The organism is Spirosoma jeollabukense (genome assembly GCF_054777855.1).
Genome location: NZ_BAAHAD010000009.1, coordinates 20033 through 40764, shown reverse-complemented (window position 1 = coordinate 40764; position 20732 = coordinate 20033). Strand labels below are relative to the sequence as shown.

The window sequence follows — 20732 nt, the reverse complement described above, 5'->3', positions numbered from 1 at the left end:
TCCTCCTAACCGATTCTAAACCGAATATATCCATGAAAAAGAGAATTAGCAGCTTTCTGTTTACCGGGCTATTCCTGCTGGCCCTGAGCGCGTCGGCTCAGGACAAAAACTTTTACATTTTCCTTTGTTTCGGGCAATCCAACATGGAGGGGAACGCCAAAATTGAGCCGCAGGATACAGTCAATGTGAACAGCCGCTTTCAAGTGATGGAGGCCGTTGACTGCCCCGACCTGAATCGAACAAAAGGGAATTGGTACACCGCTGTTCCGCCCTTATGCCGCTGCAAAACCGGACTTACGCCTGCCGATTACTTTGGCCGGGAGCTGGTGGCGAATCTTCCCGAAAAGGTCCGGGTGGGCGTGATCAATGTGGCAGTAGGTGGTTGTAAAATTGAACTGTTCGACAAAGACCATTACGAGTCATACACCGCCAACGTACCGGGCTGGATGAAAAATTTCATTAACCAATACGACGGAAACCCTTACGCCCGACTGGTCGAGATGGCGAGACTGGCGCAGAAAGATGGCGTCATCAAAGGTATTCTTTTGCACCAGGGTGAGTCGAATACCAACGATACGCTATGGACGAAAAAAGTGAGGGTTGTCTACGATAACCTGATGCACGACCTAAATCTAAAACCCAAAAAAGTGCCGTTACTGGCCGGAGAAACCGTCAATGCCGATCAGGGTGGCATTTGTGCGAGTATGAATAAGATCATTGCTACCCTCCCGCAAACGATCAAAAATGCGCACGTGATTTCTTCGGCTGGCTGTACTGACGCGGCTGATAACCTGCATTTCGATGCCGCTGGTTATCGGGAATTAGGGAAACGATACGCTAAAGAGATGCTGTCGTTGCTGGGCAATAAACCAACGGCCATGAACTAGATTCTTTGTCGTGGCTGATGCATTCTGATTAAACCTTGATAAGTACGTAGGCTACTTGACGGTATGGTATTTATGACTGGTTTTTTGTCATGCTGAGGTACGAAGCATCTTCGATAGACGCATTAAAATGCTTCGTATCTCAGCATGACAAAAACGTTATACTACATTGAACTCCTTAACATGAAGCGCTTTAGTTTAGAATATACACGTACAGTGGCCGCACTGGCTGGCTGGCTGTTGACTTGTTCGCTGTCCGCCAACGCGCAGGAAATAATCCCTTTATACACGACTACGGTCCCGAATGCAAAAGCGTCGGATGTGCAGGAGTCGGGGGTATTGAAGGGCATTACCAAACCCACGCTGGTGTATGTCAAACCGGCGGCTGGTAAGGCATCAGGTGCGGCTGTCATCATCATTCCCGGCGGTGGCTACGGCGTAGTCGTGTACCAGGGCGAGGGCATTAATATTGCCAAAGCAATGTCCGAAAAAGGAATAGCCGCTTTTATTTTAAAGTATCGGCTGCCGAGCGACGACATCATGCTTGACAAAAAAATTGGCCCCTTACAGGACGCCCAGCAGGCTATAAAACTGGTTCGCGACAATGCTCAGAAATGGGGTATCGACGTCAATAAGGTGGGCATTATGGGTTTCTCGGCGGGTGGCCATCTGGCCTCAACGGCAGCTACGCACTTCGAGAAAGCCTACATCGACAACGCCGGCAACACCAACCTGCGTCCCGATTTTCAGGTTCTGATTTACCCCGTCATCAGCATGCAGGATAGTCTGACGCATGGCGGCTCCCGCGACAACCTACTGGGTAAAAACCCCTCGCGGCAGGACGTTGACCTCTTCTCCAACGAGCTACAGGTACGGACCAACACGCCCCCAACGTACCTTACCCACGCGGCCGATGATAAACTGGTCGACGTAGACAACAGCGTCGTGTTTTTCGAGAAGCTCCGCCATCAGAAAGTGCCCGTCGAGATGCACATCTACCCCAAAGGTGACCATGGATTCATTTTCCGACACCCTGGTTGGATGGACCCCTTATTTGCCTGGATGAAACTGAACAACTGGCTCATTAACAACTGAGTTCAGTTTGTTCTGGAGTGCTACGTATCAACTTGCTAACCCCTTACCCTTACCTATCTATGAACCAACAATTAGTCAATCGATTATGGCTTGTCTGGGTTATATTCTGCTTATACAGCGGAGCGGTGGCCCAGCCGCCACGCGGTCCACTGGTAGTGTCGCCCCAAGTGAACGCCGACAAAACGGTGACGTTCCGGTATCTGGCTCCGCAGGCCAAAGCGGTGGAATTGAGTGCGCAGTTCGAGAAAGCGCCCGTGCCCATGACCAAAGATGCGCAGGGTATCTGGAGCGTAACGGTCGGCCCCGTCAAACCCGACATATACCCGTACAGCTTTCGGGTGGAGGGCGTCACGGTGATGGACCCCGCCAACGTAGCGTTCTTTCCCAATGAGCGATTCAAAGCCAGCCTGGTCGATATACCCGGCGATATGCCCCTGGTTCACGCCATGAAGGACGTGCCTCACGGGTCGATCAACTACGAATATTACCCGTCAATGGAAGGAACCACAGGTTCACTAGTCGTCTATACGCCACCGGGCTACGATCAGAATCCGTCGAAGAAGTACCCCGTTTATTACCTCATCAGCGGCACGACGGATACCGAAGAAACCTTCTTCAAAGTCGGCAAAACTAACCTGATTCTGGATAATCTGCTGGCCGAAGGCAAGGTCAAGCCGATGATTGTTGTGATGCCGTATGGTAACATAGCTGCCCGCGTGGCCGAGCAAAAAGGGGGTGCAAAACCCGGCGATCCGACCGTTCGGGACGGGGCCGATGCGGTAAAACGGGCCAACGATTTCGCGTCCGATCTGGTCAGCAACGTCATTCCATACGTTGAGAAAAACTACCACGCCGTTGCCAATCGGGAGAACCGGGCCATTGGCGGGTTTTCGCGCGGGGGCGGCCAAACACTGCGGACGGCGTTTAGCAACATGGACAAATTTGCCTGGGTATGCGCCTATAGCTCGTACCTGTCACCCCAGGAGATGGATGGCAATTTCAGCCAGATCGTGAACAAGCCCGACCAGACCAACAAGCAGCTCAAACTGCTGTGGGTGAGCGTTGGAAGCGACGACTTTCTATACAAAGGCACGGTGGAATTTATGGACTACCTGAAGGCGAAGAAGGTAAATTACAAAAGCTTGATCACCGACGGGGGCCACACGTGGATGAACGTGAAAACGTACGTTGCCGCCACCACGCCACTGTTGTTCCAATAATAAACTGCTACGCTCATGAAACGCATTCTATCTATTCTTCTGGCTGTTTTTGTTCCGGGGATCACGGTACTGGCCCAGCAACGCCCACCGGCCATCAGCTCGCCCGACGTGCATAAAGACCACAGCATCACGTTCCGGTATTTCTCCCGAAATGCGAAAAAAGTGATGGTTTCCGGCGAATTTCTGTCGGCACCTGTTGCCATGACCAAAGACACGTCGGGCATCTGGAACGTGACAGTACCTCCGGTCAAGCCCGATATTTACCCATATAGCTTTATGGTCGACAGCGTCTCACTGGCCGACCCGAACAATACGTACATCTTCGCCAACGAACGATTCAAACGTAGCATCGTCGACGTTCCCGGCGACCAGCCGCTGGTACATTCGCTCCAGAACGTACCGCACGGCAAGATCAGTTACCGCTACTACAAATCGGGTACGCTGGGGACCACGCGTCAATTGCTGGTGTATACGCCCCCCGGTTTCAACCCCAACGGGAAAACGAAATACCCGGTGCTATACCTGATTCACGGCGGTTCCGATACCGAAGAAACATGGACCAAAGTGGGCCGGGCCAACCTGATTGCTGATAACTTGATAGCGCAGGGAAAGGCGAAGCCCATGCTGATCGTGATGCCCTACGGCAATGTACGCCCGGCTCCAATGCCCGATTTTACGAAAGATATGATCAACGACATTGTCCCGTTCGTGGAGGCTAATTACCCGGTGATCAAAGAAAGCAAAGGCCGGGCCGTAGCAGGCTTTTCGGTCGGGGGTGGACAAACGCTCAACATTGGCCTGACCAACCCCGACAAGTTCGCCTACGTATGTTCGTATGCGCCCTACACGGCCACCGATGAGTTCAAATCGAACTTTTCAAACTGGTCGCCGAATGCGGAGCAGATGAATAAGCAGTTGAAACTATTCACCGTTAGCGTCGGCACCGATGACTTTCTGTATGAGCCAGTGAAGCAGAACATCGCAATGTTTACTGAGAAGAAAATCAACGTCAAACCGCTCATTGTGCCGGGCGGGCATACCTGGATGAACTGCAAACTGTATCTCGCTACTACGTTGCCACAGCTTTTTAAATAGAACGCTATGGCCTTACCCCCAACCCCCTGCAGGGGTCTTTTTCTACTCACGAGCAAAGCCCCCTGCAGGGGGTTGGGGTAAGGTAATCCTTTCAAATTTTCCTAACATAACCCGATAACCAAATGACACGTAAAACTTTAGCGGCATTCGTGGTAGCCACGTTGATCAGCGTAAGCAGTTATTCGCAAACAGCACCCGCGGTTGCGGAAGATTTCAAACCCTCCTCGCTGAATCAGCCGGGGCAGGAGTACCCGCAGGTAAACTCACAGGGTTACGCCCGATTTCGAATAAAGGCACCCCAGGCCGATAGTGTTAAGGTAAGCCTGGGGCTTGGTGGCCGGGGCGGCACAAAGCTCACCAAAGGAGCCGATGGGTTCTGGACAGGTACAACGGAAGGACCGATGGACGAGGGCTTCCATTACTACCATCTGACCGTTGATGGAGGGATCTTCAATGATCCCGGTGCCAAAGATTACTACGGTTCAATCCGGTGGGAGAGCGGCATTGAGATTCCTGCTCACGACCAGGATTTTTACGCTATGAAGGACGTGCCCCACGGTCATGTGCAGCAAGTTCTTTTTCCCTCCAAAAGCACGGGTACAGCCCGTCGGGCTTTCGTGTATACCCCACCAGGCTACGAAAAGAACAACTCGAAAAAGTATCCGGTACTCTATTTACAGCATGGCTGGGGGGAGGACGAAACGGCCTGGAGCAATCAGGGGCACGCTAATCTGATCATGGATAACCTGATTGCCGACGGTAAAACCAAGCCATTCATCATCGTGATGACTTATGGCATGACCAATGAAGTAAAATTTGGCAAGATTCGGGAATTCAAAATCGATCCGTTCCAGACAGTGCTCGTCGATGAATTGATCCCGTATGTGGACGCCAATTTTCGCACCCTTTCCAACCGGGACAATCGGGCCATGGCGGGGCTGTCGATGGGCGGTATGGAAACCAAAATGGTCACCCTCAGCAAGCCAGACGTTTTTGGTTACTACGGCCTGCTCAGCGGTGGCATCTACGCGCCGGACGACCTCAACGGCAAGGCAAAACCGAAGCTTGTATTCATTAGCTGCGGCAGCAAAGAACGGCCCGATGGCGTGAAGAAGTCGGCCTCCGACCTGCAAGCCGCCGGGTATAATGCGGTTTCGTATGTGTCTGAAAACACAGCCCACGAATTCTTGACCTGGCGCCGTAGTCTGCATGAAATGGCTCCGTTGCTGTTTAAATAAGCCATTCATTTTTGTCATCCCGACGACAGGAGGGATCTTCTATAGCCGGAGGTACTCTCAGCCTCACCCGAAGATCCCTCCTGTCGTCGGGATGACAAAAAACTACTCACAATAGCCTCACTCCCAGATACTCAACCTACTTTATGGTACAATCAATACGAATGAACGGAAAGCGCAGGATTAGTTGGTGGCTGCTACTGGCGGTGTTATGCAGCGGCCAGAGTGTTGTTATGGGGCAAAGCAAAAAGACAGGTCAGCCCAGCTACCGCAACCTGTTTCGGGAAGTGGGCTACAAGCAAGCCGACATCGACGCGAAACTGGCGAAAGCGTACCACGACGTTTTTGAAGGTCCCAATAAGGTCTATTTCGAGGTGGGCGATACAATGGCCTATGTCTCAGACGTCAAAAATCATGATGCGCGAACGGAGGGGTTGTCGTATGGCATGATGATCGCTGTACAGCTCGACAAAAAAGACGTATTCGATCGAATCTGGCGGTGGTCCAAAAAGCATTTGCAGCACCAGAGCGGTCCGCGAGAAGCCTACTTTGCCTGGAGCATCAACCCACAAACGATGAAGAAAAACTCGGAGGGGTCGGCTTCAGACGGCGAGTTGTACTACATCACCAGCCTGCTTTTTGCGGCCAATAAATGGGGAAACAATACCGGCATTAACTACTACGGGGAAGCCCGGCGGATACTGGACGCCATGTGGAAAAAGGACGGCACCGGCAACATTTATAACCTGATCAACACCGACGCCAAACAGATTTCATTTGTCCCCGAAGGAAGCAACTATAAATGGACCGATCCATCGTATCACCTGCCGGCTTTTTACGAAGCCTGGGCTATTTACGCCAAAGACGGGCACGAAGCCTTTTATAAACAGTGCGCCGATACGTCGCGGGTGTTTCTGCACCGGGCCTGTCATCCGGTAACGGGCCTCAACGCCGATTATACCGAGTTCAGTGGCAAGCCGCACGATACCCGATGGTCACCCTCGGCGTTCCGCTACGATTCGTGGCGGGTGCCCATGAACATCGCGATGGACTACACCTGGTATGGCAAAGACAAAGCCTGGCAGGAAGATTACGCCAAACGGTTTCAAAGCTTTCTACGCTCGAAAGGGATGGACACCTATGAGGATCAGTTCAACCTGGACGGTTCAAGACCTGAGTTCATTCTTCAGGCCGGACCGGTAAAAAAACTGCGGCACTCGATCGGCCTTGTGTCTACATCCGCTACACTCTCGCTCATTAACAAGGAAAAGAACAGCCTCGATTTTGTGCATGCCCTGTGGAAAGCCAAACTGGAACCGTTCGAGGATGGCTATTTCGATCCCTACTACGACGGGTTGTTGTATGTATTCAGCCTGATGCATTTGAGTGGCAAGTACCAGATCATTACGCCACAGGCCAAATAATGCCCTTACTAGTTCTAAACCTTACCATGAAAACGATCATCGCATTACTCATTGGCAGTATGGCCCTGACGGTACCGGCTCGGGCCCAAAACGCCGGAACGCCCGCATCGACCAACATTCCGGGGCAGAAATACCCGCAGATATTGCCCGACAATCGGGTAGTGTTTCGGGTGAAAGCACCCGACGCCCGTAAGCTGCAAATTGACTTGATGAAGAAGTACGACATGGTAAAAGATACCAGCGGCTTCTGGACCGTCACAACGGAACCCGTCGGCGAAGGCTTTCACTATTACTCGCTCATTGCCGACGGTATCGCCATTTGTGATCCATCGAGCCAGACGTTTTATGGCATGGGGCGCATGGCCAGCGGTATTGACATTCCAGACAAAGACATGGCGTATTATCAACCTAAAAATGTGCCTCATGGTCAGGTACGTTCGGTCAATTACTACTCCGACATGACCAAAGCCTGGCGACGGGCCAACGTGTACACGCCCCCCGGCTACGACGACAATCCGAAGAAGCGCTACCCCGTGCTGTACCTACAACATGGCTCGGGCGAAGATGAAACCGGCTGGCCGACGCAGGGTAAAATGGATTTCATTCTCGATAACCTGATTGCTGAAGGCAAAGCAACCCCCATGATCGTAGTCATGGAACGCGGCTATGCAACCGACCCGACTAAACCCGTCAGCGCTACCGGCGGCATGACCAGCAATGTGTTTCCTGAGGTACTGGTAAAAGAGGTTATCCCGATGATCGACAAGTCGTTTCGAACGCTGACCGATCGGGATAACCGGGCTATGGCGGGGCTGTCGATGGGTGGCTTTCAAACATTCCAGACCACGATGACCAACCTCGACAAGTTTGCCTACATCGGTGGGTTCAGCGGAGCGGGTCGTTTGCAGCCGGGCGCCGACATAAAACAGCTTTATGACGGCGCCTGGGCCGATGCCGACGCTTTCAACAAGAAAATGAAAGTAGTGTATGTAAGCATTGGCACTAAAGAACCGGAGCGGATGTACACCGGCGTGAAAGGCTTCCATGAAGCGCTGGAAAAAGCGGGCATCAAGCATGTGTATTACGAGTCGCCGGGTACGTTGCACGAGTGGCAAACCTGGCGTCGGTCACTTCGGCAGTACGCAGGGCTGATCTTTAAAAAATAGACGATAAATGGACGGCCTCTATTAGGCCCTTTGTAGCTTTTTTTTGTCATTCCGACACCAGGAGGGATCTTCTGTAGCCGGAGGTATTATAAGCCTCAACCGAAGATTCCTCCTGGTGTCGGAATGACAAAAAACGCTGTATAACAAAAACTTATAATCATGAAACGATTCATATTCGTAGTGACTGCCCTGAGCCTGCTAAACGTCACCAGTCACGCCCAACAAATCGAAAAAGAGGCTCCGAAAGGCTTTGACCAGGCACGGACGAGTATTGCCACCGGAAAACTCGACTCGGTTGCGTATCCGTCTAAAACCGTGGGTACTACCCGGAAAGCGTTGATTTATACCCCACCCGGTTATTCCAAAAAGAAAAAGTATCCTGTCCTCTATCTGCTCCACGGCATTGGGGGCGATGAAAAAGAATGGCTAAACGGTGGCAAACCCCAGGTTATTCTGGATAATCTATACGCTGAAAACAAACTCCAGCCGATGATCGTGGTGATGCCCAACGGCCGCGCCATGAAAGATGATCGGGCCATCGGTAACGTATTTGAGAAAGACAAGGTCGAAGCCTTTGCTACGTTTGAAAAAGATTTGCTTAATGATCTAATTCCGTTTATTGAAAAGAAGTACCCTACGCTGACTGACCGCGAACAACGCGCTATTGCCGGACTCTCGATGGGGGGCGGGCAGTCGCTGAATTTCGGGCTGGGGAATCTGGATAAGTTTGCATGGGTGGGCGGTTTCTCGTCAGCTCCCAATACCAAACGCCCCGAAGAACTGGTGCCCAACCCCGCCGACGCTAAACAAAAGCTGAAGCTGCTCTGGATTTCTTGTGGAGATGCCGATGGTTTGATTTCGTTCAGCAAGCGTACCCACGACTACCTCTACCAGAATGGGGTACCCCATATCTACTACGTCGAACCGGGCGGTCATGATTTCAAGGTCTGGAAAAACGGACTGTATATGTTCTCGCAGTTCCTGTTCAAGCCAGTCGATGTGGCCTCGCTGACCAAATACAGCGTATTGGGTACACCCGCAGCAACCAATGCCCGCAACGCCAAATACCCGCAGATTCTACCTGATAACCGCGTCGTGTTTCGCGTCAAAGCGCCCGATGCGCAAAAGGTGCAGGTCGACCTGGGCAAGAAATACGACATGGTGAAGGACACCAGCGGCTTTTGGACCGCCACCACCGATTCTATCAGTCGGGGCTTTCATTATTACTCGCTGCTGATCGATGGGGTAGCCATCGCCGACCCAGCCAGCGAAGCCTTTTACGGTATGGGCCGCATGGCCAGCGGCATTGAGATTCCAGACAAAGACGGGGCTTTTTACGCCATGAAAGATGTACCCCATGGCGATACTCGCATTAAGCGCTACCTCTCGAAAGCCTCGAATACATGGCGCGAAATGTACGTGTATACACCGCCCGGCTACGACAAAACGACAGAGAAATACCCGGTGCTGTATCTGCTGCACGGCGGTGGCGAAGATCAGCGGGGCTGGGCTACGCAGGGCAAAACGGACATGATACTCGACAACCTGATCGCCGAGAAAAAAGCAAAACCGATGGTAATCGTGATGCTCGACGGTAACGTGAGCGCCGGTGGCCTGGCGGGCTTCAACGAAAACGTGCTGAAGGCCTTTGAAAACGAATTGAAGCTGGCCGCCATTCCGGTTGTGGAAAGCAATTTCAGGGTAGAAACCGACGCTAAAAACCGGGCACTGGCGGGTTTGTCGATGGGTGGCTTACAGACGCTGTATGCAGGCATTAAAAACAACGATATGTTCTCGGCGCTGGGCGTGTTCAGCTCAGGCTGGTTCGCCAATAACCCTGCGCTGACCGACCCGCAATATGCCTTTATGAAGACCAACGTAGCGGCCATCAACACCAACCTGAAACCGCTGTGGATTTCGATGGGCGGCAAGGAAGATATCGCCTATCAAAATTGCCAGATCATGATGAAGAAATTCGATGAGATGGGCGTCAAGTACAGCTACAGCGAATACCCCGGCGGTCATACCTGGCCCGTCTGGCGGCATGACCTGTTTCAGTTTGCTCAGGTGCTTTTTAAATAGGTCGCTTCATTATAACCAGACTTAGTTCAAAACGATACAGCTCATGGTTCTTAAAAAACACCTTGTCGCCATCAGTGCCATTGCCCTGTTAAACGCATCCGTACCGGATAAGGCGTCGGCGCAAAATATCCCCTCGTTAAAAGAAACCTTCAAAAAGGATTTCGGCATCGGAACGGCGCTGAACAATGCCCAAATTGAGGAACGAGACCCGCAAATGACAGCTTTCATCGTACGTCAGTTTAATAGGGCGACGCCGGAGAACATCATGAAATCGGCGCTGATCCATCCGGGATGGGATACGTACAATTTTGAGATGGCGGACAAGCTGATTGCCTTTGGCAAAAAGCATAACATCAAGATCAACGGGCACACGCTGATCTGGCATAGCCAATTACCGTCGTTCATCCGGGGTATTCACAGCGCCGATTCCATCCGAGCCTTCTTTACCAACCACATAAAAACGGTAGCTGGTCGCTATGACGGAAAGGTGCTTTCGTGGGACGTGGTCAACGAAGCGCTGAATGAGGATGGAACGATGCGCAAATCAGTGTTTCTGCAATACCTCGGCGATAATTTCGTCACCGAAGCATTCCGACTGGCACAACAGGCCGCCCCCAAGACTGAGCTGTATTATAATGATTATAACAACGAACAACCTGCCAAACGAGCGGGCTGTCTTGAACTCATCAAAAAAGTTAAGGCCGCTGGGGTACGTATCGACGGGGTTGGTATTCAGGGCCACTGGCACGTTGGGAAAGTACCGCTGAAAGACATTGAGGAAAGCATTCTTCAATACGCGGCTTTGGGCGTAAAAGTCATGTTTACCGAACTGGATATTGAAGTGCTGCCCCGCAACTTCCAGGGAGCCGATGTAGGTCAGCGAATGACCGCTAACGCCGAGTCGAACCCCTACCCTACTGCTTTACCCGATAGCGTTCAGCAACAATTGGCCGCTGATTACGAAGCACTATTCAGGCTTTTTCTCAAGCATAAAGACAAAGTCACCCGCGTCACCTTCTGGGGTGTCAACGATGCTGATAGCTGGCTGAACAATTGGCCTATCCGGGGCCGCACCAGCTACCCGCTCTTGTTCGACCGGAACAACCAGCCCAAGCCTGCTTTTTACAACGTGATTGCGTTGAAGAAGTAAACCGCAGCGCGATCTATCCGTAAAGGTTGCTTTTCTGCCCTATGCCTTTCCAGCTACTATTCCGTCAAGCCTAAAGTAACGTAACAAAATCTGATGAACCATCTATACACAACACTAGCCCTGACAGCCTTAACCGGTTGCTCGCTGACGGCCCTCGCGCAAACCAGCGGAGGCAAAACCCCAATTTCCCAGCCCTTAGTATCGCATATCTATACGGCCGATCCATCAGCTCATGTCTTCAACGGTAAAATTTATATTTATCCCTCGCACGACATTGATGCGAAGGATGTCAAAGAGGATGACGAAGGTGGGCACTTTGCTATGCGTGACTACCATGTGCTGTCGATGGATAAGATTGGTGGGCCCGTTAAAGACAATGGCGTAGCGCTTGATATTAAAGACATCCCCTGGGCCGGGCGTCAGCTTTGGGCACCTGATGCTACAGTCAAGAATGGTACGTATTACCTTTATTTCCCGGTCAAGGACAAACAGGATATTTTTCGCATCGGCGTGGCAACCAGCAAAAGCCCAACGGGACCGTTTAAGGCCGAACCGGAGCCAATAAAGGGGAGCTATAGCATCGACCCTACTGTATTTCAGGATACTGATGGCAAAGCGTATCTCTACTTCGGAGGTATCTGGGGCGGTCAGTTGCAGCGATGGAGTGACAATCAGTACGATCCGAAAGGAGCGTTGAAGCAGAAAGATGAAGTAGCTTACTTACCCCGCGTAGCCCGGTTGAGTGCCGACATGAAAAGCTTCACCGAGCCGGTTCGAGAGGTGCAGATTCTAGATGAGAACGGAAAACCCTTTTTAGAAAAGGACAACGACAAACGGTTTTTCGAAGCCGCCTGGCTCCATACGTACAATGGCAAGTATTACTTCTCGTATTCGACGGGCGATACGCATAACCTTTGCTACGCTATAGGCGACAACCCGTACGGCCCTTTTACCTACAAAGGCATTGTGCTGAAACCCGTTCTCGGCTGGACGAATCACCATTCCATCGTGCAGGTGGGAAACAAATGGTATCTGTTCTACCACGATGTACAACTCTCGGGAAAGACCCACCTCCGGAATGTGAAAGTAACCGAACTGACCTATAATCCAGACGGCACAATTAAACCGATTGACGCCTACAAGTAATCATGGGTTGAAGAGGTATTTTTTTATTATGGTAGGACTGATGCAGCCGTAAAAGAGAAGCGGGGTGGTCCTTGCCATTGTACTGGCGACAAACGTCGGTATGGCTGTCGTGCATGCATTCCTGCGTCGGCCCGATACTACACGCTTGGCTCGCTAACTTATCCGCCGGGTTTTTAAAGCGACTACCCACTCTGTATGCTGACAGTGTGAGCAACTAACCGAGACCTGCGAAAGCAGTGTTTCTACCTGACCACAAAAGCTACAAGCGTATATACCTGCCTGAGCACTGTACACTGATTTCTGACAGAATAATTCAGGTAAAATTGGCAAGCCCGGTTTTACCTGCTCATCCTCATAGAAAAACAGACTCACGTTGCCACTCGACTCTAAATAGGCTCTGCGTACCTGCCCCAGATGTTCGATACCGCGTTCGCGCAATTCCATAAAAAACTCATCCTGGCCCAGTTGTTCTTTCTTGAACTCATCAATGGCAAACTGCCCATCTTCAATTAACAGAATGGTTTTGCCTTCGATCCAATCCGAAGCCCTGGTGGACGTAGCAGCCCAGCGAGTCAAGATCCTGTATACAAGGACCACTACGCTAAAAACAAGCAAGGCAGGTAACAAGCCGACATCATGATAAAACATCGGATCACCAGCGGCAGACCCCAAACCCACGATCAGCACTAAATCCACGACGGTTAGCTGGCGGACGGTTGTTTTTCCCGTGGCCCGCAGGCTAATGAAAATAACCGTAAACATAATCAGTGTTCTGACCCCCACCTCTACCAGGAAGTGTCCAGGCAGTTCACCCAACAAAATGCGATGCCAATCGGTAAGTTCGTAGTCTTTCATTCAGTAGATAGAAGCTTATTAGTTTAATTCAGATGCAGGTTGGCTGGCCATTTTGGAAGAGGCCGCCTATCCATCAAGTCTGTATTGACTTCATTATAGTTATCCAACTCCGTCTTTTGCGATGTGTTCAGCCGGCCCCTGACGGCAGGTAGTACGACAGTAAAAAGGCAAGTTTTTAAACTTACTGTATACTATATGATTAACTATTTAAATAACGCTTAATTTGTTGGAATATAGAGCAACCGATTTGCTGGTTTATCAACTTTTCATCAATCAATACCAGTTGCTTAAAATTATCCTGTTGCTTGTATTCATTCCGGTGATGGCATATGCCCAAACCGCAGATGCGCTAAAGGATCATTCTACAGCGCAAATTAAAAGCTATGCCCTGCTGATCGACCAGGGCTATACCCTTGATCAAGTTCGTACTGATACCATTCTCCGCTTTGTGCCGGATGATTCCCTCCGGCCAGTCGAGGCAACGTATTACTGGCTAAAAGTGGTCATAGCTAATTCAGCTCACTATGACGAATTCTACAATGTATCGGTCCAACCTTCTCTAAATAATACCCTGTATTATTTCAACCAGAATACGCAGCGTTGGATTTCTCAGCAGGGAGGGGCCTATGCACCCAACATGGGCCGTCGCAATCGGAACCTGATGACTTTTGCCGCTCAGGGTCACGCTGAAACCATACTATATATACATGTCGACGTACGCTACCCATCCACCAAGGCCATCAAACCAGTAATAAGCCTTGAGAAACAAGCTACTACTGACCGGAATGACCAATTTATGCTCATTATCTGGATTGCATCAATGTCGGTATTGTTCCTATTCTTTCTGAACAACTTAATTATCTATTTTAATTTCAAACATAAAATCGTTCTTTTTTATCTACTTGTGCAGATAGGCGGAATGATCTATTTGACGGACTATAAACAGTTTTTCCAAGTTCTTTTTCCGTGCCCGGTCTTCACAATCGGATTGCTGCCCAATGGCCACCTTATCTATTATGACCTGGGTAATTTATTGCAGCATCTTAGTATTATGCTCATCTTATTTGGTCTGGTGCAACTGACCCGCACCTACTTAGATACGTCTACTACGTTACCCCGATTGGATTTCATGCTCAGGTATGGGTTATACACCTATGGTGTATTTTCTTTTATTCTGTTGGTCATTAACAGCTGTCTGGTTTATCTGGAATCCCATACGTTATGGTATCATAACATTTTGGCGCTCTTTTTGATCGCTTGTATTATTTGGACTTGCATCATTGGCTATATGCGCAGGTTACCGGCAGCCAGTCCTTTTTTATTGGCGACGATTCTACCTCTACTCTTTATACTGGCCACCACTTTGTTTCACGTATTTGTGAGCTTTAACAAAGCTGAAAGTACGTTATTACCTGATCTGGCTATTATCACACAAGCGCTCACATTCTCAATACCGTTGGTAGCCCGAACGAAATTAATTCAGCAGGAACTAACGACCAGGGACGCCGAAGCTCTGCAGCACCAGTTCGATATGCGGGAAATGGAATTGAGCTACCAACTCACCGAACTGGAAAACCAAAAAATCAATGCCAATATCCGACACGAAAAAACCAAAAACGAATTGCTACAGCAACAGCTGGAGACCAACCAACGGGAGCTGGCTTCTACGACCCTGTATTTGGTTCAGAAAAACGAGTTGCTTGCTGATCTTAAAGCACGATTAGTGAAGCTGACCAACCGGCATCCAACAGTCAGCCAGCAAGAGCTGAAAGGCATCGAGTCAATCCTACAAAGCGATCAGTATCTGGATGCCGACTGGGGAAAATTTAAAATCCATTTTGAACAAGTGCACCCTGATTTTTTTGATAATCTGCTAGCTAAACACCCGTCTCTGACTAAGCATGAGGTTCGGCTCTACGCCTATTTTCATATCAATCTCTCGACGAAAGAAATTGCCGCCTTGCTTAATATTGATCCGGCCAGCGTACGACGGGCAAAAACCCGGTTGTATAAGAAAATGGCGGTTAGCGAACCTGATATACCCCACTGAATGATCCGGCTCAGTTCGCTACAAGCCTACCTTACCCTGCTTACCTGAAGCTGATTGCCAATTTATCTTCCTTTTAGTCAGCACATTACGTGAGGTGTACACACTTTGTCTATGCTTGATTTTTGGTGATAGCAGGAAATTAGGAGTGCTTTACACAGTAATTCTACTTCTAGACTAACTCAACCAGACCTTGACAAAAATGCTCCCTTTCGTTTTAACTTCTTTATTAGTGACCCATCTGTGGGTCTGCCGATCGCTCTTCTGTACTTGGCTAGCTGGTAAGCTGATAGTTGGGTTATGGCTTGGACGGTCAGAAAGGAACTCTGCCGTCTACCTGGGCGATACCGTTATGACAGTGTCAATACGTAGCTGCCCCTGTGTCGGCCTGACGGTTTCCAGCCTACCGGTACATGCCGAGCCAATCGCCACAACTACTGGTAATATGAGTTGATTTACGATAAGCCACAAACGAAGAAAATCGATGAGACTGATAAAAGTAACTATACCCTTCCTGCTTCTATTAGTGATGCCGGTATTTCCTTCCAATGGCATTACCAGAACTCCACATAGAGCGTTTTTATCCGACCAAGTCTGGGCTATAAATGAACGATTGACCAAACTCGAAACCGTTCGATTAACTACGTATAAGGGAGAAAAGAGCAATTTGGAGTGGGATGAATGGCTATTCATCGTTGAGCGGCAGTAAGCTGCTGGCAGCGTTTCCAAAAGATAGGGATTTTTCGGATCAAGGTCATACTAAACCGAATAACAGTCGCTATAGCCTTACCAGAAGCCAACCGATCATTAAGCTGTCGGCACGTTGTCCGTTTTATTTTCGAGTTATACACACTTTATCTACGCGCGATTTTAGTCCGATTCAATTTACCGACACCGTAAGCAACCTATCAGGGCTCTTCGCGTATACATTGTCTAACGTACTAAGGTCTCTCCTAACAGGCAGTGCTACGTTTAGCCCGCTGGTGACTACTCCCGATTTATCATTAGGACAGCCCGGTATCGCTTCACATCCAGTACGTGCAGTACTGGATGTGAAAGCCGTATCCACCATTCTCTGTTCTCCGCCAACCGAAACGCCCTGCATTCACTTACAACAGCTCTTTGATTGGCAACCCCGCCGAACATTGGCCGAATCGTACAAGGATGCCCGTGCCTGAATAGTCAACTTTGCGTCCGGCTTACAAACGGCCCAATCGAACGACCGTGACACATCGGGCATTATCTTATTTTTATGCGACTACTGACTACCTGTTTATTGATGAACTTGTGCTTACCGGCGTTTAGCCAGGTTAATGAAGCGGATACTACACGCTGGCAATACCGAATTACGGCGACTGTCCTCATTCTGGGCGGTAACGTGAATGATTTTATTGGCTCCTCCCGGGCAGAGCTAGCCCATAATGGACCGCAGTGGGGATTTTTTTCGGGCACCTCGTACACCTATAAAACCGGGACCATGACGTAACAACCAACGATGTCACCTCCCGTAACATTCTTTCGTACGGCCAAAGACGACGATTCTATCCTTTTGTGATCGTATCGATGGCAAAAAGTTTACGACGGGGAATCGACGCTCAGTATCAGGTAGGGCCTGACGTTGCATACCGGGTATTCGGTACTCAGCAGAGTTACTCACGATTGGGCAGCGCCGTTCTGTATGAGCGTAGTAAATATGCAGGTAACCGCTTTGAAAACTACGACGGGACCAGCGATATAATTAGCAGAGAACGATTGCAGGTGTTTGCGGCTGGCACCCAGACGCTGCCGGGCGATCGAATGCGGCTGGTCTATGAAGTGGCCTGGCAACCGGCGTTTCAGAGCCACAACCTTCGCGTAAATGCGCTGGCTGGCGCTGAGGTCCCGCTTGGACGGTACGTAGCGTTGCGGGGTAATCTGGAGTACGTCTATGAGAATGTGGTGCTGGTGGACAAGTCTAGCTATGATTTCTTGCTCACTTTCGGCATAACGGTTACCAACATCTTCAAAAGCAAGAAAGAAGCCGATATTGATGAGGACTAAAACCCAATCCAGGGAAGAATATGATTTACTGATGTATCCTGCTATATAGGTATGGCAGGATACATCAAAAACTAGTTAGGCGTTGACCCGGCCAGGAACTGCCCAACATGTGCAGGCCATAGACCGCCTGTTTCTATTTCACCAATGGCATGGCATCGAGCACACGACGGGCTTCGGCTTCACTTTTAGCATTGATAAAGTAAACCGCTGGCTGAATGCCTTCCGCATTGGCCGCGGAAGACCGTAAATCGATATATCCCTTCTCGCTGAAGCCTGATATTAAGGTTCATCTGTTCACCCAGAACGGCACGATCCAGGCTATCCCGGTTGACCAGGAAAGCCCAGATAACGGCATACGTTTCAGTCCCTGCAGCTGAAATCGTCAAGGCTTTATCACTACGTCCAAATACAGGTTGACCAACCAGTTGCAGCGAATAATTCGCCAGATTCGTTTTGACTACATCCGTTGTATCAAGGGCCTGATGGGCTTGGGCTTCGGTCAGGCCTTTCAGGAAAAACCCAATCAGGACCAGGGGTTGTCCATCGGCAAACTTCCCTTTCTGATTGTAATAAATATTTTCGACAATGCCTTTACGCCAGAGGCCCATTAATTGTTTTTGCTGGTTGGGCACATAAGCCATTGCTTTGTTCCGATCGGTCGTTGCCCAGGACGTTAGCACGAAAAAGTTCGACGGTTTCTCTGTTTGGGCTACGGTATCCGGTATAACGGCTGTGGTATCGGTCTGAGCCTGATCCGATTTTTGCGTAGTACTCTGGCAAGCGCCTAATCCAAAAAAGCTCGCCAGTATAAATAATGTTCGCATAATAATAGGTCCCTTTAGCGTTCTGCTTCTGGTTTTCGAGGTAGAGTTTTATGCCTCTCAAATCGATACCAGATGTTAGTAAACCCTGTAGAGTTAACCGCAAAACTAAAGAGCCTTTATTGCTGAAAATTGTAAAATTCAGCTATTCAATAGACCAGCAATACGTATGAGTTTTTCCCGAAACTTGAAAAAACTGTAAACTTTCGAAATACAAGCTACTTTTTTCAGGACTCTTAATTTTCATTCCTCTGCTACGTTGTATGTACGTTTACAACCATTGGTAAGGCAACATAGACGTATAATTCTACGTCGATTTGCGCATTATACATTCGATATTCAAGGGCGCTCTCGTCCATTTTTACTGTCAAATTGCTCAGGCTTATTTTCCAACACACCCCTATATTCTCCTCTATAAAAACAGCCAGCCCCCAAAAGGAGCTGGCTGTAACAGAAATAGTTGTTATTACTATTTCTTAGCAAGCGAGAAAGAGAGTAATCTGGTTCACCGGCCAAACCACTCGTCTTTCTCTATTTCGGTATCAAAAGCGATGAAGAAAAAGATTGCCCGAACGTATTAATTAGATGTGGTAAGTGGGTAAAAGTAACAGGAAGAAAACATTTTTTTTAACGCCACATCGAACATATGCTAGAAAATAATCAACTAAATTGATCCTGGTGATATAAGCCAATCTTCTTTGTTACTTCTCACTTTATTCTCGTCTACAGGGTGGTCCAATTAACTTAGATCGCGACCAACAGTATTAAATAAGACGATGAAAAAAGTAAGTTTACTGCTGTTCATAGCAGCAATGAGTACAGTAGGTGTAAATGCACAAAGTAGTACGTTACTGTTCTACGGAAATGTAGGCTTCGATTCTCAAAAAGTTAATGGGGTCACTTACAATAGTTATTCCTTTGCACCCGGCGTTGGTTATCAATGGAACGACCACTGGACGGCTGGGGTAAATCTAAATTTGAACGGGGCAAAGGATACGGATAAATCATCCAATGTATCCGTAGGTCCATTCATTCGATATACCCAACCGCTGGCCGGCATATTTGCCATCTATGGCCAGTTCAATGCCAATTATTTATCCGGAGAAACCACCAACACGACCTCTTATACAGGTTTCCAGGGAACGCTCTTTCCCGCCATCGGAGTGAACCTGAAAAATAGTTTCGCACTCAATTTCACATTCGGATCGCTCAGCTTCAGCTCGCAGAAATTTGCGGGCATCCCCGAATCAGCTACCAGTTTTCACGTAGCGTTTGGGAGTGGTGCAGGTTTTGGAATTTCAAAGAACTTCGGCCTTAAAAAGTAACCTTCGTGATACCACATCACGAGTAAATCAACTTCTTCCTTGAAAAAAATCTGGCCGAGCTCATCGGTACCTTTTCGCTGGTCCTGTTTGGTTGCGGAGCCGCAGGCATATCCGGCATTACATCAACCGGTCCGGTTGGTATTGGCTTGCTGGGCATTTCGTTGGCGTTTGGCCTATCGGTGGTGGTTATGGTCTACGCCATTGGCCCCATTTCGGGCTGTCATATTAATCCAGCGATCACGGTTGCGATGCTGGTCGCGGGTAAAATTAAACCCGGTCAAGCAGTCGGCTATATTAGCGCGCAATTTATAGGAGCAATCCTGGCTGCCGGGGTTTTGTATGTTATCCAGGCTGGAGCACCTGGTTTTATGATGACGGAATGGGCTTTAGGCTCCAATGGCTGGGGGCCGGGGTATTTGGGCGCTTACAGTATGAAATCTGCGTTTATCACGGAAACAGTCCTGACGTTTTTATTCATTCTGGTCATTTTCAAGACAACGGCTAGCTGGGCTAATCCGACCATGGCGGGGTTAGCAATTGGTCTGACTCTAGTACTAATTCACTTGGTTGCGATTCCCATTACCGGTACGTCCGTCAATCCGGCCCGTAGCCTCGGACCCGCTCTTTTTGCTGGGGGCAAAGCGATGGAGCAACTGTGGTTATTTTTGATCGCGCCAGTTCTGGGTGGCATTCTGGCCGCAATCGTCTGGAAAGGAATCTTTGAAAACGCCGTTGAGGTCAATAAGAAATAACGGCGATCAGCAACGCGCTACTAAACGTTGCTGATCGCTTTTTATACGTGTGATTCGACGGTTTAGCCTCCCAGGCTTCGGTTGATTGATACTACGATTAACGAGCAGTTAATAGCTGCCACCATTGTGGTGGCGGGTACCCAAACAGGAACTGTCACGAATGCTTATGATTATTTTTCACTTTCACTGACCTTGCCAGCCTCACCCATCACGTTGCGGATGAGTTATACGGGGTATACCACAATCATCCCGCAGGTGGACCTCAGCAAATAGAACGTCAACCTGGAAAACATAAAATTGAAGGCGGCTGGCATACTAATCAAGGAGGTCGTGGTGAGTGCTTCAACGGACAAGCTACGTAATCACATCAACAGTACACAGATGAGTATCATTGA

General features: G+C 49.3%; 19 protein-coding genes and 1 pseudogene. 18 read left to right on the top strand and 2 right to left on the bottom strand.

Annotated features, from left to right (window positions below; all coding sequences use genetic code 11):
• The first annotated feature begins 32 nt into the window (after window positions 1-32).
• The 10 genes from ACYVEA_RS25720 to ACYVEA_RS25675 all read left to right on the top strand — a co-directional run bounded on the left by ACYVEA_RS25720 (window position 33) and on the right by ACYVEA_RS25675 (window position 12497).
• Window positions 33-887 carry a sialate O-acetylesterase gene (locus ACYVEA_RS25720; protein WP_461116296.1) on the top strand — a complete coding sequence of 285 codons (855 nt, stop codon included), beginning with the start codon at window positions 33-35 and terminating at the stop codon, window positions 885-887.
• Between the two features lie 180 nt (window positions 888-1067).
• Window positions 1068-1979: an alpha/beta hydrolase gene (locus tag ACYVEA_RS25715; protein ID WP_461116448.1), complete on the top strand. Its 912-nt coding sequence runs from the start codon at window positions 1068-1070 to the stop codon at window positions 1977-1979.
• A 59-nt stretch (window positions 1980-2038) separates the two neighbouring features.
• Window positions 2039-3199 carry an alpha/beta hydrolase-fold protein gene (locus tag ACYVEA_RS25710; RefSeq protein WP_461116295.1) on the top strand — a complete coding sequence of 387 codons (1161 nt, stop codon included), beginning with the start codon at window positions 2039-2041 and terminating at the stop codon, window positions 3197-3199.
• A 15-nt stretch (window positions 3200-3214) separates the two neighbouring features.
• The gene (locus tag ACYVEA_RS25705) at window positions 3215-4294 is read left to right on the top strand and encodes an esterase (RefSeq protein WP_461116294.1); all 1080 of its coding nucleotides are present in this window, start codon (window positions 3215-3217) and stop codon (window positions 4292-4294) included.
• Window positions 4295-4416: 122 nt separating this feature from the next.
• Window positions 4417-5532 carry an alpha/beta hydrolase-fold protein gene (locus ACYVEA_RS25700; RefSeq protein WP_461116293.1) on the top strand — a complete coding sequence of 372 codons (1116 nt, stop codon included), beginning with the start codon at window positions 4417-4419 and terminating at the stop codon, window positions 5530-5532.
• A 143-nt stretch (window positions 5533-5675) separates the two neighbouring features.
• Entirely contained in the window at window positions 5676-6953 is a 1278-nt protein-coding gene (locus ACYVEA_RS25695; RefSeq protein ID WP_461116292.1) for a glycosyl hydrolase family 8, read from the top strand.
• 26 nt (window positions 6954-6979) lie between these two features.
• Entirely contained in the window at window positions 6980-8119 is a 1140-nt protein-coding gene (locus tag ACYVEA_RS25690) for an alpha/beta hydrolase-fold protein (protein WP_461116291.1), read from the top strand.
• Window positions 8120-8278: 159 nt separating this feature from the next.
• On the top strand, window positions 8279-10201 hold the full coding sequence (locus ACYVEA_RS25685) for an alpha/beta hydrolase-fold protein (RefSeq protein WP_461116290.1): 1923 nt from the start codon (window positions 8279-8281) through the stop codon (window positions 10199-10201).
• 43 nt (window positions 10202-10244) lie between these two features.
• Window positions 10245-11351 (top strand): endo-1,4-beta-xylanase, encoded by a 1107-nt coding sequence (locus ACYVEA_RS25680; RefSeq protein WP_461116289.1) that lies wholly within the window; start codon window positions 10245-10247, stop codon window positions 11349-11351.
• 93 nt (window positions 11352-11444) lie between these two features.
• Complete coding sequence (locus tag ACYVEA_RS25675; protein ID WP_461116288.1) at window positions 11445-12497, top strand: glycoside hydrolase family 43 protein; 1053 nt, start codon at window positions 11445-11447, stop codon at window positions 12495-12497.
• A 153-nt stretch (window positions 12498-12650) separates the two neighbouring features.
• Here ACYVEA_RS25675 and ACYVEA_RS25670 read toward each other — a convergent pair whose 3' ends face one another.
• On the bottom strand, window positions 12651-13352 hold the full coding sequence (locus ACYVEA_RS25670; RefSeq protein ID WP_461116287.1) for a DUF421 domain-containing protein: 702 nt from the start codon (window positions 13350-13352) through the stop codon (window positions 12651-12653).
• Between the two features lie 226 nt (window positions 13353-13578).
• Between ACYVEA_RS25670 and ACYVEA_RS25665 the strand changes: the two genes are divergently transcribed.
• The 5 genes and pseudogenes from ACYVEA_RS25665 to ACYVEA_RS25645 all read left to right on the top strand — a co-directional run.
• Entirely contained in the window at window positions 13579-15402 is a 1824-nt protein-coding gene (locus ACYVEA_RS25665; RefSeq protein WP_461116286.1) for a 7TM diverse intracellular signaling domain-containing protein, read from the top strand.
• A gap of 481 nt (window positions 15403-15883) precedes the next feature.
• Window positions 15884-16108 carry a hypothetical protein gene (locus tag ACYVEA_RS25660; protein WP_461116285.1) on the top strand — a complete coding sequence of 75 codons (225 nt, stop codon included), beginning with the start codon at window positions 15884-15886 and terminating at the stop codon, window positions 16106-16108.
• Between the two features lie 220 nt (window positions 16109-16328).
• Window positions 16329-16577 (top strand): hypothetical protein, encoded by a 249-nt coding sequence (locus ACYVEA_RS25655; protein WP_461116284.1) that lies wholly within the window; start codon window positions 16329-16331, stop codon window positions 16575-16577.
• A 74-nt stretch (window positions 16578-16651) separates the two neighbouring features.
• A complete protein-coding gene (locus ACYVEA_RS25650; RefSeq protein ID WP_461116283.1) occupies window positions 16652-16885 on the top strand; it encodes a hypothetical protein in 234 nt (77 codons plus the stop codon).
• Window positions 16886-16896: 11 nt separating this feature from the next.
• Window positions 16897-17439, top strand: a pseudogene (locus ACYVEA_RS25645) (DUF481 domain-containing protein); the annotation flags it as partial.
• Window positions 17440-17624: 185 nt separating this feature from the next.
• Here the strand turns inward: ACYVEA_RS25645 and ACYVEA_RS25640 are convergent.
• Entirely contained in the window at window positions 17625-18263 is a 639-nt protein-coding gene (locus tag ACYVEA_RS25640) for a hypothetical protein (protein WP_461116282.1), read from the bottom strand.
• Between the two features lie 773 nt (window positions 18264-19036).
• Between ACYVEA_RS25640 and ACYVEA_RS25635 the strand changes: the two genes are divergently transcribed.
• From ACYVEA_RS25635 to ACYVEA_RS25625, 3 genes are all read left to right on the top strand, one after another.
• Entirely contained in the window at window positions 19037-19585 is a 549-nt protein-coding gene (locus tag ACYVEA_RS25635) for a hypothetical protein (protein ID WP_461116281.1), read from the top strand.
• Between the two features lie 26 nt (window positions 19586-19611).
• Window positions 19612-20337, top strand: a complete 726-nt coding sequence (gene aqpZ / locus ACYVEA_RS25630) for an aquaporin Z (RefSeq protein ID WP_461116447.1) — start codon at window positions 19612-19614, stop codon at window positions 20335-20337.
• A gap of 81 nt (window positions 20338-20418) precedes the next feature.
• A complete protein-coding gene (locus ACYVEA_RS25625; RefSeq protein ID WP_461116280.1) occupies window positions 20419-20610 on the top strand; it encodes a carboxypeptidase-like regulatory domain-containing protein in 192 nt (63 codons plus the stop codon).
• The last annotated feature ends 122 nt before the right edge of the window (window positions 20611-20732 follow it).

Excerpts from the sequence above, each read along its gene's own strand:
- ACYVEA_RS25720 (WP_461116296.1), top strand. The coding sequence starts at position 33 with ATGAAAAAGAGAATTAGCAGCTTTCTGTTTACCGGGCTATTCCTGCTG.
- ACYVEA_RS25715 (WP_461116448.1), top strand. The coding sequence starts at position 1,068 with ATGAAGCGCTTTAGTTTAGAATATACACGTACAGTGGCCGCACTGGCT.
- ACYVEA_RS25710 (WP_461116295.1), top strand. The coding sequence starts at position 2,039 with ATGAACCAACAATTAGTCAATCGATTATGGCTTGTCTGGGTTATATTC.
- ACYVEA_RS25705 (WP_461116294.1), top strand. The coding sequence starts at position 3,215 with ATGAAACGCATTCTATCTATTCTTCTGGCTGTTTTTGTTCCGGGGATC.
- ACYVEA_RS25700 (WP_461116293.1), top strand. The coding sequence starts at position 4,417 with ATGACACGTAAAACTTTAGCGGCATTCGTGGTAGCCACGTTGATCAGC.
- ACYVEA_RS25695 (WP_461116292.1), top strand. The coding sequence starts at position 5,676 with ATGGTACAATCAATACGAATGAACGGAAAGCGCAGGATTAGTTGGTGG.
- ACYVEA_RS25690 (WP_461116291.1), top strand. The coding sequence starts at position 6,980 with ATGAAAACGATCATCGCATTACTCATTGGCAGTATGGCCCTGACGGTA.
- ACYVEA_RS25685 (WP_461116290.1), top strand. The coding sequence starts at position 8,279 with ATGAAACGATTCATATTCGTAGTGACTGCCCTGAGCCTGCTAAACGTC.
- ACYVEA_RS25680 (WP_461116289.1), top strand. The coding sequence starts at position 10,245 with ATGGTTCTTAAAAAACACCTTGTCGCCATCAGTGCCATTGCCCTGTTA.
- ACYVEA_RS25675 (WP_461116288.1), top strand. The coding sequence starts at position 11,445 with ATGAACCATCTATACACAACACTAGCCCTGACAGCCTTAACCGGTTGC.
- ACYVEA_RS25670 (WP_461116287.1), bottom strand. The coding sequence starts at position 13,352 with ATGAAAGACTACGAACTTACCGATTGGCATCGCATTTTGTTGGGTGAA.
- ACYVEA_RS25660 (WP_461116285.1), top strand. The coding sequence starts at position 15,884 with ATGAGACTGATAAAAGTAACTATACCCTTCCTGCTTCTATTAGTGATG.
- ACYVEA_RS25650 (WP_461116283.1), top strand. The coding sequence starts at position 16,652 with ATGCGACTACTGACTACCTGTTTATTGATGAACTTGTGCTTACCGGCG.
- ACYVEA_RS25640 (WP_461116282.1), bottom strand. The coding sequence starts at position 18,263 with ATGCGAACATTATTTATACTGGCGAGCTTTTTTGGATTAGGCGCTTGC.
- ACYVEA_RS25635 (WP_461116281.1), top strand. The coding sequence starts at position 19,037 with ATGAAAAAAGTAAGTTTACTGCTGTTCATAGCAGCAATGAGTACAGTA.